This is a genomic window from Microbulbifer sp. TB1203, assembly GCF_030997045.1.
Taxonomy (GTDB): domain Bacteria; phylum Pseudomonadota; class Gammaproteobacteria; order Pseudomonadales; family Cellvibrionaceae; genus Microbulbifer.
The window spans coordinates 2,743,799-2,757,444 of record NZ_CP116899.1; the positions used below are offsets into that span (position 1 = coordinate 2,743,799).

Here is a 13,646-nt window from a genome sequence, read left to right on the forward strand (position 1 = left end):
AGCGGGCCATGCCCGCGATGGATCTCTCTTTTTAGCGAGGCCTATCGCGGGCATGGCGGATGGCCGCCCCGCCGCTCCTACAGGCGAACAAGAACCGGAACTCCCTAACTCTCTTCCACAGGCCCGACAAAGGTTTCCACCCCCTCCTCGCGCAGCGCGTCCAGGGCCTCGTCCAGCGCTTCCTGTTCCGTCTCGAAAGCGTCTTCCCATACAGTGGAGTTGTCCTGCTCGTCGACAATCTCCAGCAGCCAGCCGCCCTCGCCATCCTCGTAGATATCGATCTGGACGGTGAGGTTGCCGTCGCTGTAGGAACGGCTAAGTGTCGATTCTTTCGGTACGAAGTCGTCTTCCATGGAATTAGCCTCGCAGTGGCTGAAGGGGGGAGCCGCAGACTTTGACAACTTGTGGCCCGGTGGTCAATAAACTTTTTGGCAAGCGGGGGAAATATACGCAAACCAGGCACTTTCCGCTAAAATGCCCGGCCAATTATTAGACCGGCGGCCTCAGAGCCGGGTTAATAATGCGGCACACGGATGTGCCGCCGCCGGCCGCAGGCCGGCGCGAGCCCGCGAAATACCAGCAGATCCGCGCATCTGGCGCCAGTGTTTCGCGGGCGATGATCAAATAGATCAGGATATCTATTTGATCAACAAAATTAATCGTGCTCCGGATTTACGCTCCGGCCCGCATTGAGGAAGCCCTATGAACCAGATCGTCGTCTGCGCGCTCTACAAGTTCGTCACCCTGGACGACTTCGAATCCCTGCGCCAACCCCTGCTCGAACGGATGCTGAAACACCGCGTGCGCGGCACCCTGCTGCTCGCCCGCGAGGGCGTCAACGGCACCGTTGCCGGCACCCGCGAGGGCATAGATGCCCTGCTCGCCTACCTCAGGAACGATCCGCGCCTGGCGGAACTGGAATACAAGGAGTCCTACACCGACACCCCGCCTTTCCTGCGCTCCAAGGTAAAGCTGAAGCGGGAGATCGTCACCATGGGCGTGGAGAACATAGACCCGCGCCGCAGCGTGGGTACCTACGTCGATCCCGCGGACTGGAATGCATTGATCAGCGATCCGGAGGTGCTGCTGATCGACACCCGCAACGATTACGAAGTGCAGGTGGGTACCTTCGAACAGGCGGTCAATCCGCAGACCACCAGTTTCCGCGAATTCCCCGAGTATGTGCGGGAGAACCTGGACCCGGAAAAGCACAAAAAAGTCGCCATGTTCTGCACCGGCGGCATCCGCTGCGAGAAGTCCACTGCCTACCTGAAAGAACAGGGTTTCGAGGAGGTCTACCACCTGCGCGGCGGCATCCTCAAATACCTGGAGGAAGTACCCAAAGAGAAGAGCCTGTGGCGCGGCGAGTGCTTCGTGTTCGACGAGCGGGTCACCGTGAACCACGACCTGCAGCGGGGCAACTACGACCAGTGCAACGCCTGCCGAATGCCGGTGACCGAAGAGGAAAAACAATCCGCGCAATTCGAACAGGGGGTCAGCTGCCCGCACTGCTTCCATAAAGTCTCAGAAGCGGACCGGTCGCGTTTTCGTGAGCGGGAAAAGCAGATCCGGCTGGCCCGGCAACGCGGCGAGCAGCACCTGGGCCAGGAGGCCCGCGAAACCACCGCTGCGCGGCGGCGCGAAAAGCACGAAGAGCGTCGCCGGCAGGCAGCTTCCAGCAAGGCCTGATGTAGGGGAGAATCTTGTGTTCGTCCCTTGCGCGGCATGACGGGCAAATGGGAGCTTGATTCGGAACACCGAGTATCTACAAAGCCCTCCGCCGACGCAGCCAGTTGAGCGCCTCCGCCTCAACGATGAAGGAACGCATCCCGTGGCCGAGCGCCCGGGCCTCGTTGGCAATTAACAGCGAGGGATAAAAGCCCTTGCTGTGCAGGACGGCCATAACGGCACGGCCCAGCACCGGGTGCTTCGCCAGGTAGCGGCCGAACTGTCGCTGCTCCGACGGAGACATGGCAGTTTGCGCGAAGCGCACGTCCACCAGGATACGCAGCGGCTCCAGATGGCGGTACTTCTCCGCCAGCAGCTTGGCCACCGCCATCCGCGCGGCAGCGCCGGTGCGGCCGAAAAAACAGACCCGGACCATGCGACTGGCAGCGTTGTAACGGATCTGGAAGCTCATTCTGTACAGGCTCCAGGCACTGATCCCCTCCCAGCCCAAAGTCGTCTATGGCGTCTTATTTCTCTTTACAGAAAGAATATACAGAACCGCAATTCAATAAAATAATAATTATTGAATACCCATTTCACATTTTGAGAAAAATTCGTAGGCAGGATAAGTCTTGTAGGAGCGGCCCATGGCCGCGATCGGTTTGTGAAATAAACCACCTCCGATCGCGGCCGACGGCCGCTCCTACAAGGGGGCGCTTAGCTGACTTCTATCTCCGGCATCCCCTCTTCCCCGGCATTGAGCCAGATCTGCGCCGCCGCGCGACGGGCAATCTCCCGGTAGTGGCCGGCGATCTCCCCCTCCGGTTCCGCCGCCACTGTGGGCGAACCGCCGTCGGTGCCCTCACGGATGGACATCGCCAGCGGCAGTTGCCCCAGCAGGCGGGTGCGATAGCCGGCGGCGATGCGCTCGCCGCCGCCGCTGCCAAAGATCGGCTCGCTGTGGCCGCAACGGGAGCAGGTGTGCAGAGCCATGTTCTCCACAATGCCCAGCACCGGCACAGATACCTTGCGGAACATCTCCACCCCCTTGATCGCATCCTTCAGCGCCAGGTCCTGGGGAGTGGTCACGATCACCGCGCCGGCCAGGGCCGTCTTCTGCGCCAGGGTCAGTTGGATATCACCGGTGCCCGGGGGCATATCCACGATCAAATAGTCCAGTTCGCCCCACAGGGTCTGGGTGAGGATCTGGTTGAGGGCGCCGCTGGCCATGGGCCCGCGCCACACCGCGGGCGTATCCTCGGTCATCAGGTAGCCCAGGGACATGGTCTGCAGCCCCTGGGCGGGCACCGGCAGAAAGAACTTCTGCTGCTGCACCTCCGGGCGCACGCCCTCGGTACCGAGCATGGTGGGCAGGCTGGGGCCGTAGATATCCGCATCCAGCAGGCCGACGCTGGCGCCCTCTGCGGCCAGGGCCAGGGCCAGGTTCACCGCGGTGGTGGACTTGCCCACCCCGCCCTTGCCGGAGGCCACGGCGACGATATTCTTCACCTTCCGCAAGGGTTCCGGAGCGTCCGGGGTGGGGGAGATCGGAATCTCGCTGAATAGTTCGAACTGCAGGTGGCTGCCACCCAGCGCCCCGCCCTTCAGCAGCGGCGCACAGGACTCGCGCACCCGCTCGTGCCAGTGCTCCTCCAGGCTGGCGCAGGGATAACCGAGGGTGAGGCCCACAAACACCGTATCCCCCTCGAAGCCCACCTCGATCTCCGCATCCAGCTCGTCCAACTCCAACCCAGTGGCTGGATCATGCAGTTGGCCCAGGCACTCCGCCAGGCGCTCCAATTCCCCCCGCACCTCTTCGGACAGTTCCTCGTGATCGTGATGATGATCGCTCACTGTGCTTCCCTCTCTGAGAATTCTTGATGGGCGGCATTGTGTCGAATGAGCCGGACTAAAGCCACCCACGTATTACTCCCCTCTCCTGCTTGCGGGAGAGGGGTTGGGGGAGAGGGGGCGGGCCGAAGGCCCGCGTGCCGAGCTGGAGCTCGGCGCTCCCAGCGACACCGCAAATCTGCTATATTCCCCGCCCTTCCATCGACCTCAAAGCACACGGATTTCCCCATGCCGCAACCGCGCAACATACTCGTCACCAGCGCACTCCCCTACGCCAATGGCTCCCTGCACCTGGGCCATGTGCTCGAATATATCCAGACCGACATCTGGGCGCGTTTCCAGCGCGCGCGCGGCCATCATTGCCTGTACATGTGCGCCGACGACGCCCACGGCACCGCCATCATGCTCAAGGCCGAACAGCTGGGGCTCACCCCGGAACAGCACATCGCCAATATGCAGGCGGAGCACGAGCGCGACTTCGCCGACTTCCTGATCGGCGTGGACAACTACCACTCCACCCACTCGGAGGAGAACCGCGAGCTGTCGGCGATGATCTACCGGCGCCTGCAAGAGAACGGCCATATCGACTCCCGTACCATCACCCAGGCATTCGACCCGGAGAAACAGCTGTTTCTCGCCGACCGCTATATCAAGGGCACCTGCCCGCGCTGCAGCACTCCGGACCAGTACGGCGACAACTGCGAAGCCTGCGGCGCCACCTACAGCCCCACCGAACTGATCGACCCGGTGTCCGCCATCTCCGGCGCCACGCCGGTGGAGAAGGAATCCGAGCACTTCTTCTTCACCCTGCCCGCCTTCACCAACTTCCTGCGCGAGTGGACCCGCTCCGGCACCCTGCAGGACGAAATGGCCAACAAACTGGCGGAGTGGCTGGACGAAGGCCTGCAGGAGTGGGATATCTCCCGCGACGCCCCCTACTTCGGCTTCGAAATCCCCGACGCCCCCGGCAAATATTTCTACGTGTGGCTGGACGCACCCATCGGCTATATGGCCAGCCTGAAAAATTACTGCGACAAAAACGGCCTGGACTGGCAGGAGTACTGGAAAAAAGACAGCACCGCCGAGGTGTACCACTTTATCGGCAAGGACATCGTCAACTTCCACGCGCTCTTCTGGCCGGCAATGCTGGATTCCGCGGACTTCCGCACCCCCACCAAGGTGTGCGTGCACGGCTTCCTCACCGTGAACGGCAAAAAGATGTCCAAATCCCGCGGCACCTTTATCAATGCGCGCAACTATCTCGACCACCTGAACCCGGAATACCTGCGTTATTACTTCGCCGCCAAACTCACTGGCGGCGTGGACGACCTGGACCTGAACCTGGATGACTTTATCGCCCGGGTGAACTCCGACCTGGTGGGCAAGGTGGTGAATATCGCCTCGCGCACCGCCAAGTTCGTGGGCAAAGGCGGCGGCGTGCTGGCAGAACAACTGGCGGACGAAAAACTCTGGCAGCAGTTCGTCGATGCCGAACCGCGCATCGCCGACTTTTACGAAAACCGCGAATACGCCCGCGCCATGCGCGAGATCATGGCCCTGGCCGACGCCGCCAACGCCTGGATTGCCGACAAGGCGCCCTGGTCCCTGGCCAAGGACGAAAGCAAAGCGGAGGAGGTACTGGCCATCTGCTCCCAGGGCGTAAATATGTTCCGCGCGCTGATCACCTGGCTGGCGCCGGTGCTGCCGCAGACCGCGGAAAAAGCCGCGCAGTTCCTGAATACCCAACTCGATTGGGCCACCGCCACCACGCCGCTGGCCAACCACAGCATCGGCGAATTCAAGCCGCTGATGCAGCGGGTGGAAAAAACCCAGGTGGACGCGGTGATGGAAGCGGCGAAGGAATCCCTGGCGCAGCTGCAGGCGGAAACCAAGCCGGTCAGTGGCCCCCTTGCGGAAGACCCGATCGCCCCTGAAATCCAGTTCGATGATTTCGCCAAAGTGGACCTGCGCATCGCGCTGATCGCCAAGGCGGAGCACGTCGAGGGCGCCGGCAAGCTGCTCAAACTCACCCTGGACCTGGGCGGCGAGACCCGCCAGGTCTTCTCCGGCATCAAGAGCGCCTACAAACCGGAAGACCTGCAGGGCAAACTCACCGTGATGGTCGCCAACCTGGCGCCGAGAAAAATGCGCTTCGGCATCAGCGAAGGCATGGTTCTCGCCGCCGGCCCCGGCGGCAAGGACCTGTGGCTGCTCGAACCCCACCCCGGCGCCGTGCCCGGTATGCGGGTGATGTAACCCGGGACCGCGGAGCTCCAGCTCCGCTTGCGGGCCGCAGGCCCGCCCCATTGTAGGAGCGGCGGGGCGGCCATCCGCCGCTGGCCGCGAAAGCGGGCCTATGGCCCGCAAGCCGAGCTGGGGCTCGGCGTTCCCAGCAAACCGCCTTGCAACCAATCCCGTCGAAAACCACTTCCGAAACCGACCGGCAATCACCGCCGACCTATCCTACCGTGTGCGGCTCCAACCAAACCCGGAAACCGCCCGATGAAAAACGCCCCCCTGGCCGAACGTATCGACAAAATCGACTGGCAGCGGGTAACCGCCAACCTGAACAGCGACGGCTGGGCGCTGGCGGACCAACTCCTTACCGCAGAGGAATGCGACAGCCTCGCGGCCCTGTACCCGCAGAACGAACATTTCCGCAGCCGCGTGGTAATGGCCAACCACAACTTCGGCCGCGGCGAGTACAAGTACTTCGCCTATCCCCTGCCCGCGCTGGTCTCCGGCCTGCGCACCGCCCTCTACCGGCCCCTGGCCGCCGTCGCCAACCGCTGGAACGACTGCCTGGGCATCGATACCCGCTACCCTGAAGAACACGGTCGCTATCTCGAACAGTGCCACCGCGCCGGCCAGACCCGCCCCACCCCGCTGCTGCTGCAATACGGCGAGGGGGATTTCAATTGCCTGCACCAGGATTTATACGGCGAACAGGTATTCCCGCTGCAGGCCGCCTTCCTGCTCTGCGAACCGGGAATGAATTTCAGCGGCGGCGAATTCGTACTCACCGAACAGCGCCCGCGCATGCAGTCCCGCGCCCATGTAGTTCCGCTGCGCAAGGGCGACGCGGTGATCTTCGCCGTACACCAGCGTCCGCAGAAAGGCAGCCGCGGCTACTACCGGGTCAACATGCGCCACGGCGTCAGCCGCCTGCGCGGTGGCCGGCGGCTTACTGCTGGTATCATCTTCCACGACGCCACCTAACATGTATTTTCACCCAACAACGATATAATGACTGTCAATCCATCCCGACAATGAGCGCAATGCCATGATCAAGGACATAGAGGCCCACAGCCGGGAAATCGCCGAACTCTGCCAACGCTATGGAGTTCGGCGACTCGCCGTATTCGGGTCGGCCGCCACCGGCCACACGCACCCCGGCAGTGATGTGGATCTTCTCGTCGAGTTCGACCTGGATTCCACTGCCGACTATGCGGACCGCTTCTTCGGCCTGCAGGAATCCCTACAACAGCTCTTCGGCAAGCCCGTGGACTTGGTAGTGGAAAGCGCAGTCAGGAATCCCTACTTCCGCCAATCCATCGAAGAAACGCAAGAGCTTCTATATGCCGCTTAAGGCCAAGAAATATCTTTACGATGCGCAACAACCTCCTCATTCACGGCTATGCGGATATCGATGACCGACTTGTATGGAATATCGTTGAAACCAAATTACCCACCCTCAAACATCAGCAACCTACTTCAAGGCGAATAAATGCGCGGCGTATTTCTCGACACACTCACCATGAAACTGGAGGAGCTGGACACCTCCGCCCTGGAAAATGTCCTGGACCACTGGGATTTCCACGAGACCACCGCCCCGGATGAAACCGCCGGGCGCATCGCGGATGCCGAGGTGGTCATCACCAACAAGGCAGTTCTCGACCGCCAGCTGATCGAAAACGCACCCAAGCTGAAACTCATCTGCGTCTGCGCCACCGGCACCAACAATATCGACCTGGACGCAGCCAGGGAGCGCGATATCCCGGTGCGCAACGTGCAGGGTTACGCTGGCGCCTCGCTGACGCAGCACACCCTGGCGCTGCTGCTGGCACTGGCCACCCGCTGGCACCAATACCACGCGGACGTGCAAAACGGCCTCTGGAGCCGCTCCCCCATCTTCTGCATGCTCAATCACCCGGTAATGGAACTGGCGGGCAAAAACCTGGGGATCATCGGCTACGGCGACCTCGGGCAGGGGTTCGCCAAACTGGCGCGGGCCCTGGATATGAACATCCTGATTGCGGAATCTCTCGCTCCCCGACAACAGGGCCGCGAACAGGAAGGCCGCGTGCCACTGGAAAAACTACTGGCGGAATCCGACGCAATCAGCCTGCACTGCCCCCTCACCGAACAGACAGATCAGTTGGTCAATAAAGAATTTCTCGCGGCGATGAAGCCCGGCGCCTTCCTGATCAACACCGCCCGCGGCGGCCTGGTGGACGGAGTGGCGCTGGCCGGGGCACTGCGCAGCGGCCACTTGGGCGGCGCGGCGCTGGACGTGCTGAGCGTGGAACCGCCACCCGCGAACCATCCCCTGCTGGCGAAGGATATCCCCAACCTGATCATCACCCCGCACAACGCCTGGATCAGCCGCGAGAGCCGGCAGCGCCTGCTGGACGGAGTGGTGGACAATATTCGCGAATGGCGCGCCCCTCAGTAGCAGCCCTTCTGCGGGCGCCCCCCGGATATGTGGTAATCGACCGCTGCGTCAGTCAGGACCGCCCTCAAATCCCATCTTTTGTGGTATTTGGCCGCCGCGACTATAGGATACCCATACACCAACCTCTGAAGCAGGAGAGTGTTATGGCAACTGCAAAACCCCTAAATTCTGGCCGGGATAAGCTGCGTCAAGCCTCCCACCTCGCCGGCGAGGCGGCTACCGATACAGCAGCGCAGCTGAGGGAGCGCGCCATGTCTTCGGTACAGGCGAGTAAACAACGCGCTGCGGAGCTTGAGAAAAAATGGGAATCCTCGGTCAAGCGGCACCCCGTTCTCAGTGTCGGCGGTGCCTTCGTCGCAGGATGGGTCATTGCAAAACTGTTTAGGTAGAGCAATCCACACCATCTCTGCGGGGAACCTGGCCGATGGCGCGCGCTACGAAGTCTGAACCTTCTGAGGAAACTCCCGAGCCGGCTGCGCAAAGTCGCAGCCGGGATCGCTTCACTCCGCCACCGGGGGATGAAGGGGAAACAGAAGCAGGTGTACTGGCGCAAGCCGATGCCACCCTGACGCTGCTGTCTGCATGGCTCGTCAATTTGCAGACACTGGCGCGGCTGGAATTCAGCCGTACGCTTGCAGCCGGCAAACGGATCATTGCCCTGCAACTGCTGCTCTTGCCACTGGTTCTGGCCTTTGTATTGAGTCTCTGTGCCGGTGCCGGCCTGATCGGCTACTACTACTCGCAATCGGTTTACGTCGGGTTTGCCGCCTTCTTGTTGGCGCAGGTTTTAATTCTGACCGGAATGCTCCTGTATCAGCGAAAGTTGAGTTCCATGATGGGATTCAGCGAGACCAAACGGCAAGCGAAAGAAGCGATAAACGATGTCTCTGAGCTCTTTAAGTAAGGATATTCAGCACTGCAGCCAGGACATGGATCAGCAGCGTCTTTACGCCCGACAACTGCTGAACCGGCAAAAAAACGAGTTTTGCCAGCGGCTGGAGAAAATTCCACTCCCGGTCGCCATAGGCCTGGCGCTGGTCGGTGGATTTCTCTCCGAGCGGATTTTTCACTATCCGACCTCGTCCCAGATGTTCCATCTGTTTCTCACCTGGCGGGCGCTGTGATCCGCTGCTGAATTGCGCGTCGATTTTATAAGGTCCCCTCTCCCCCGACCCCTCCCCCGCAAGCGGGAGAGGGGAGCCTAGTTATCCTGTAGGGTGCGCCGTGCGCACCAGCGCGCGCGGCGTCCCCAACGAGCCCCCTATTTGACCGCGGCACCGGCTCAGTTAAAGTTGGGGCACAGCAACAGATTCCGTCCCCCATGACCCTTATCCACCACCCATCATCTCTCCCGGAGCAGGTCCCCGTCGCTATCGAGGAGGCCGCCGAACGCCTGGCCGCTTTTATCCGCCGTCATCCCCGCCTGTTGATCCTGACCGGCGCCGGTGTCAGTACCGATTCCGGCATTCCGGATTACCGCGATCAGGACGGTGCCTGGAAACGCAAGCAGCCGGTGCAGCACGGGGATTTCATGGGCAGCGCCAGTACCCGCCAGCGCTATTGGGGGCGCAGCCTGGTGGGCTGGCCGGTGATGCGCCACTCCAGGCCGAATCCGGCACACCTGCACCTGGCCGAACTGGAGCGGCGGGAACACGCCGAATTGCTCGTCACCCAAAATGTGGACCGGCTGCACCAGCGCGCGGGCAGCCGACGGGTGATCGATCTGCACGGCCGCGCCGACCAGGTTATCTGCATGAACTGCGACTACCGCTGCGACCGGCAGGCGGTGCACGACCGCTGCTACGCGCTGAATCCGGACTTTCAGCGCTATCAGGCCACAACAGCGCCGGACGGAGACGCCGACCTGGAAGTGGATTTCAGTAGTTTCCGCATCGCCGACTGCCCGCATTGCGGCGGCATCCTCAAACCGGATGTGGTCTTCTTCGGCGACAACGTACCCAAAAGCCGCGTGCAGCAGGCGCTGGACGCCCTGCAGGCCAGTGATGGACTGCTGGTCATCGGCTCCTCGCTGATGGTGTATTCCGGTTACCGCTTCTGCCGCTATGGGCGGGAATGGAAGAAACCCATGGCCGCGCTAACCCTGGGCAGGACCCGCGCGGACGACATCATCGACCTCAAGCTGAATGCCCGCATCGGCGAGACCCTGGCCGCAACCCTGGCATTGCTGTAGGCGTGTCGTGAAGATCTCCCTGTAGGAGCGGCCGTTGGCCGCGATCGGCCTCGATCTTTAGTCAAGTGGCGACCCCGCCACCAGTGGTCTTATCGGTCCCCAAGACCACCAGCCACAAGGTCTGCCCACGGTCATTTCTTGAGTCTGATACTGTTCGCGGCCAACGGCCGCTCCTACAGCAGTTTCACGGTGTACCGCACTCACGAACTCTCATCATCCCCGATCTTATCCTGGGTGCGGGTTTCAAAATCGCTCGAATCGTGGCGCTCATGCAGCTGCTCGGCGGGCTCCCCCCAAGTGCGGTTGACCATGCGCCCGCGCTGCACCGCCGGGCGCTGCGCTATCTCATCGGTCCAGCGCACCACGTTTTTGTAGCTCTGTGCATCGAGGAACTCCGCCGCATCGTACGCCGTGTTCCTCACCAGGGCGCCATACCAGGGCCAGATCGCCATATCGGCGATAGTGTATTCGCGCCCGGCCACATAGGGATGATCGGCCAACTGCCGGTCCAGCACATCCAACTGGCGCTTTACCTCCATGGTGTAGCGGTTGATCGGGTATTCGTACTTCTCCGGCGCATAGGCGTAGAAGTGGCCAAAGCCGCCGCCCACAAAGGGCCCGCTGCCCATCTGCCAGAAGAGCCAATTCAGGCACTCGGTGCGCTGGGCCGGCGTATGGGGCAGGAAGGCGCCGAACTTTTCCGCCAGGTAAAGCAGAATGGAGCCGGACTCGAACACCCGGATCGGCGGCGTCGTGCTGCGATCCACCAGGGCGGGGATCTTGGAATTCGGATTGATTTCCACGAAGCCGCTGCCGAACTGGTCCCCCTCGTTGATGCGGATCAGATGCGCATCGTATTCAGCGCCATCGAACCCCAGCGCCAGCAGCTCCTCGAGCATAATGGTCACCTTGACGCCGTTGGGCGTAGCCAGGGAATACAGCTGAAGCGGGTGCTCACCCACCGGCAATTCCCTGTCGTGGGTGGGCCCGGCAACGGGGCGATTGATACTGGCGAAGGCGCCGCCGCTTTCCGAGTCCCATTTCCAGACTCGGGGCGGGGTATAAGTGTTATCCGACATACATTGGCTCCGCTGTGCGGTTTATCGAACAGAATTTCCGCGCGCAGGTTATCGGAAGCACCGGCGACCGTCATTACCCAAAGCTGGCGGAAGATTGCCGTGAACTGCCGCCATTCACCCCGTATCATCGTGCCGCGGTGTGCGACAGCTTGCTCAGACCGCTTTGTAGGATGGGCAAAGGAGCATAGCGACGTGCCCATCTTCTGCGTCTTGATGGGCACGCTTCGCTTTGCCCATCCTACGAAAACCACTGTGCCCATATTTAACTTAATGCCATTGTATTCAGGCCTCCCTCATTACGGCCGCCGCAGGTTTTCCACAAGGAATTCCACCACGGCGCGCACGCCCGGCAATAGCCCGCGCCTGTGCGGCATCACGATGGTGGTGGTCACACTGCCGCAGTGCCACTCCGGCAGCACCCGAACCAGTTTCCCGGCCTGCAATTCACCGCGACACATCATCTCCGGCAGGCAGGTAATCCCCAGCCCCGTCACCGACGAACTCGTCAGCACCGTCGATTCGTTCGCCGTCATCCGCGGCAGCGGCGCCACCGGTATTTCCCGGCCCTCGCCATCGGTCAAAACCCAACGGGTGTTCTGCGGGCCGGTGAGCAGCCCCCAATGCTGTGCCAGATCCTCCGGTGCCGAAGGCCGGCCCTGCCGCTCCAGATAGGCCGGCGCGGCCACCAGGATAATCGGCTCCACCATCACCTGGCGCTGTACCAGCCCCGAATCCGGCAGCGGGGCAAAATGGCAGCGCAGGGCGATGTCGTAGCCTTCCTGCACCACATCCACAAAGCGGTCGGACACGTCCAACTGCAGGTGCAGGCGGGGAAAGGTCTCCGCCAGCCGGGGCAGCTGTTCGGCGAGATACGCCTGGGCCACCGGCACCGAAGTGGTGATCCGCACCGTGCCGCTGGGCTCCGCCGCGCGGCTGCGCACCACGTCTTCCGCAGCTTCCGTCTCGATCATGGCGGCGCGGGCGTGCCGGTAAAAATCCCGCCCCAGTTCGGTGAGCACAAAGCTGCGCGAAGTGCGGTGGATCAGCCGCGCACCCAGCGCCGCCTCCAATTCCGCTACCCGCTTGCTCACGGTGGATTTCGGGATACCCAGACGGCGGGAGGCCGCGGCAAAGCCGCCGTGCTCCACCGCCCGCACAAACAGAAACAGGTCATTGAGATTCAGCATTGGAACAAAGTACATACTTGTGGACTTTGAGTTCGATTCTCACAGTCTACCCAGGCAAAGTCCACGCATATACAGTGACTCCACCCGGCCGGCAACCCAAACCCGAAACCAATGGAGAACACCATGACCCCCATTCTTTTTTACGGCGTGCCCTCCGGCTGCTCCTTCGGTTCCATCGTCGCCCTGGAGTGGCTCGGCGAGCCCTACCATCTCTGCCGCGTGGGAATGCCCGAAACCGTCATCGCAGAAGACTACCGGCGCATCAACCCTGTCGCGGAGACGCCGTCGCTAATCACCGAAGCGGGCGACACCTTGAGCGAAAGCATGGCGATCCTCGGCCATATAGCCGCGCGGGGCATCCACAGGCAACTGGGCTTTCCCCAGGGCACCCGGGAATTCGACCGCCTGAACCAGATGCTCGCCTTCCTCAACACCAGCTTCTTCGGCGCCTTCGCGCCCCTGTGGCACGCGCTGGAGCACGGCAGCGAGGGCAGCGAAAAGGAAGCGCTCACCAACTTCGGCCGCGGCGCAGTGGCGCGCGCCCACGCCGCACTGAAATCCCTGATGGGCGACAGCGAATGGCTGCTCGGCGAGCACCGCACCTTGGCAGACGCCTACTTTATCGGCATCGCCCGCTGGACCAAGTACCACCAGGTAGTGGACCGCCGCGACTACCCCAACCTCCAGCGGCTCTACGAAAAACTGCAGGCCGACCCGGCGGTGATCTTCGCCCACGCCATCGAACAGCAGTGCCCCGCCACAAGCAGCGGCGGTTTCCAAGGGGAAATCAATCTGCAGCAGGCCTTGTCACAACTAAAAGAGGCCGCATAACACCGCGCGCCCGCCCTGAGGGCGGGCTTTTTTCCCACCCTTTGTCACGAAAGCCCGGCAGCTTTACGATAACCGTCCCGAAAACCACCTGTAGAAGCCTGTTGTGACCGCCATGGATGGCGGAAATGCAGATTTTGCAGGAGCAAAAATCTGCCAAGCGAAAA

16 protein-coding genes are annotated in these 13,646 nt (G+C 62.0%); 10 read left to right on the top strand and 6 right to left on the bottom strand.

Features of this window, described 5'->3' with window-relative positions; translation table 11 throughout:
- Positions 1-104 precede the first annotated feature (104 nt).
- Positions 105-353, bottom strand: coding sequence for a hypothetical protein (locus tag PP263_RS11465; protein ID WP_183462385.1), 249 nt, complete (start codon positions 351-353; stop codon positions 105-107).
- A 349-nt stretch (positions 354-702) separates the two neighbouring features.
- On the opposite strand from PP263_RS11465, the gene PP263_RS11470 reads away from it, so the two are divergent.
- Positions 703-1,689, top strand: a complete 987-nt coding sequence (locus PP263_RS11470; RefSeq protein WP_308363634.1) for a rhodanese-related sulfurtransferase — start codon at positions 703-705, stop codon at positions 1,687-1,689.
- A gap of 76 nt (positions 1,690-1,765) precedes the next feature.
- Here the strand turns inward: PP263_RS11470 and PP263_RS11475 are convergent, their stop codons facing one another.
- Together PP263_RS11475 and apbC are read right to left on the bottom strand one after the other, a co-directional pair.
- Positions 1,766-2,140, bottom strand: a complete 375-nt coding sequence (locus PP263_RS11475; RefSeq protein WP_308363635.1) for a hypothetical protein — start codon at positions 2,138-2,140, stop codon at positions 1,766-1,768.
- A gap of 245 nt (positions 2,141-2,385) precedes the next feature.
- Positions 2,386-3,522, bottom strand: coding sequence for an iron-sulfur cluster carrier protein ApbC (gene apbC / locus PP263_RS11480; protein ID WP_308363636.1), 1,137 nt, complete (start codon positions 3,520-3,522; stop codon positions 2,386-2,388).
- A gap of 225 nt (positions 3,523-3,747) precedes the next feature.
- On the opposite strand from apbC, the gene metG reads away from it, so the two are divergent.
- The 7 genes from metG (at position 3,748) to PP263_RS11510 (ending at position 9,098) form a co-directional block, all read left to right on the top strand.
- Positions 3,748-5,775 carry a methionine--tRNA ligase gene (gene metG / locus PP263_RS11485; RefSeq protein WP_308363637.1) on the top strand — a complete coding sequence of 676 codons (2,028 nt, stop codon included), beginning with the start codon at positions 3,748-3,750 and terminating at the stop codon, positions 5,773-5,775.
- 246 nt (positions 5,776-6,021) lie between these two features.
- Positions 6,022-6,738, top strand: coding sequence for a 2OG-Fe(II) oxygenase (locus PP263_RS11490; RefSeq protein WP_308363638.1), 717 nt, complete (start codon positions 6,022-6,024; stop codon positions 6,736-6,738).
- 64 nt (positions 6,739-6,802) lie between these two features.
- Positions 6,803-7,108, top strand: a complete 306-nt coding sequence (locus tag PP263_RS11495; RefSeq protein ID WP_183462399.1) for a nucleotidyltransferase family protein — start codon at positions 6,803-6,805, stop codon at positions 7,106-7,108.
- Between the two features lie 11 nt (positions 7,109-7,119).
- On the top strand, positions 7,120-7,359 hold the full coding sequence (locus PP263_RS22720; RefSeq protein WP_374693721.1) for a HepT-like ribonuclease domain-containing protein: 240 nt from the start codon (positions 7,120-7,122) through the stop codon (positions 7,357-7,359).
- Entirely contained in the window at positions 7,247-8,194 is a 948-nt protein-coding gene (locus tag PP263_RS11500; protein ID WP_308363639.1) for a D-2-hydroxyacid dehydrogenase, read from the top strand. The genes PP263_RS22720 and PP263_RS11500 overlap by 113 nt, the downstream gene beginning before the upstream one ends.
- 143 nt (positions 8,195-8,337) lie before the next feature.
- Complete coding sequence (locus PP263_RS11505; protein ID WP_308363641.1) at positions 8,338-8,583, top strand: hypothetical protein; 246 nt, start codon at positions 8,338-8,340, stop codon at positions 8,581-8,583.
- Between the two features lie 35 nt (positions 8,584-8,618).
- Positions 8,619-9,098: a hypothetical protein gene (locus PP263_RS11510; protein WP_308363642.1), complete on the top strand. Its 480-nt coding sequence runs from the start codon at positions 8,619-8,621 to the stop codon at positions 9,096-9,098.
- On the opposite strand, the gene PP263_RS11515 is transcribed toward PP263_RS11510, so the two are convergent.
- Positions 9,091-9,291 carry a hypothetical protein gene (locus PP263_RS11515; RefSeq protein WP_308363643.1) on the bottom strand — a complete coding sequence of 67 codons (201 nt, stop codon included), beginning with the start codon at positions 9,289-9,291 and terminating at the stop codon, positions 9,091-9,093. The genes PP263_RS11510 and PP263_RS11515 overlap by 8 nt on opposite strands.
- A gap of 224 nt (positions 9,292-9,515) precedes the next feature.
- Between PP263_RS11515 and PP263_RS11520 the strand changes: the two genes are divergently transcribed.
- Positions 9,516-10,385, top strand: a complete 870-nt coding sequence (locus PP263_RS11520) for an NAD-dependent protein deacetylase (RefSeq protein ID WP_308363644.1) — start codon at positions 9,516-9,518, stop codon at positions 10,383-10,385.
- Between the two features lie 200 nt (positions 10,386-10,585).
- Here the strand turns inward: PP263_RS11520 and yghU are convergent, their stop codons facing one another.
- Both yghU and PP263_RS11530 read right to left on the bottom strand, forming a co-directional pair.
- Positions 10,586-11,464 (bottom strand): glutathione-dependent disulfide-bond oxidoreductase, encoded by an 879-nt coding sequence (yghU, locus tag PP263_RS11525; protein WP_308363645.1) that lies wholly within the window; start codon positions 11,462-11,464, stop codon positions 10,586-10,588.
- A 296-nt stretch (positions 11,465-11,760) separates the two neighbouring features.
- Entirely contained in the window at positions 11,761-12,651 is an 891-nt protein-coding gene (locus tag PP263_RS11530; RefSeq protein WP_308363646.1) for a LysR substrate-binding domain-containing protein, read from the bottom strand.
- 123 nt (positions 12,652-12,774) lie between these two features.
- Between PP263_RS11530 and PP263_RS11535 the strand changes: the two genes are divergently transcribed.
- Positions 12,775-13,482 (top strand): glutathione S-transferase family protein, encoded by a 708-nt coding sequence (locus tag PP263_RS11535; protein ID WP_308363647.1) that lies wholly within the window; start codon positions 12,775-12,777, stop codon positions 13,480-13,482.
- Positions 13,483-13,646 lie beyond the last annotated feature (164 nt).

Bases quoted from the DNA above. Each gene is read 5' to 3' on its own strand.
- PP263_RS11515 (WP_308363643.1), bottom strand. From the start codon at position 9,291: ATGGAACATCTGGGACGAGGTCGGATAGTGAAAAATCCGCTCGGAGAG.
- metG (WP_308363637.1), top strand. From the start codon at position 3,748: ATGCCGCAACCGCGCAACATACTCGTCACCAGCGCACTCCCCTACGCC.
- yghU (WP_308363645.1), bottom strand. From the start codon at position 11,464: ATGTCGGATAACACTTATACCCCGCCCCGAGTCTGGAAATGGGACTCG.
- PP263_RS11520 (WP_308363644.1), top strand. From the start codon at position 9,516: ATGACCCTTATCCACCACCCATCATCTCTCCCGGAGCAGGTCCCCGTC.
- PP263_RS11465 (WP_183462385.1), bottom strand. From the start codon at position 353: ATGGAAGACGACTTCGTACCGAAAGAATCGACACTTAGCCGTTCCTAC.
- PP263_RS11530 (WP_308363646.1), bottom strand. From the start codon at position 12,651: ATGCTGAATCTCAATGACCTGTTTCTGTTTGTGCGGGCGGTGGAGCAC.
- PP263_RS11490 (WP_308363638.1), top strand. From the start codon at position 6,022: ATGAAAAACGCCCCCCTGGCCGAACGTATCGACAAAATCGACTGGCAG.
- PP263_RS11495 (WP_183462399.1), top strand. From the start codon at position 6,803: ATGATCAAGGACATAGAGGCCCACAGCCGGGAAATCGCCGAACTCTGC.
- PP263_RS11535 (WP_308363647.1), top strand. From the start codon at position 12,775: ATGACCCCCATTCTTTTTTACGGCGTGCCCTCCGGCTGCTCCTTCGGT.
- PP263_RS11470 (WP_308363634.1), top strand. From the start codon at position 703: ATGAACCAGATCGTCGTCTGCGCGCTCTACAAGTTCGTCACCCTGGAC.
- PP263_RS11475 (WP_308363635.1), bottom strand. From the start codon at position 2,140: ATGAGCTTCCAGATCCGTTACAACGCTGCCAGTCGCATGGTCCGGGTC.
- PP263_RS11500 (WP_308363639.1), top strand. From the start codon at position 7,247: ATGCGCGGCGTATTTCTCGACACACTCACCATGAAACTGGAGGAGCTG.
- PP263_RS11505 (WP_308363641.1), top strand. From the start codon at position 8,338: ATGGCAACTGCAAAACCCCTAAATTCTGGCCGGGATAAGCTGCGTCAA.
- PP263_RS11510 (WP_308363642.1), top strand. From the start codon at position 8,619: ATGGCGCGCGCTACGAAGTCTGAACCTTCTGAGGAAACTCCCGAGCCG.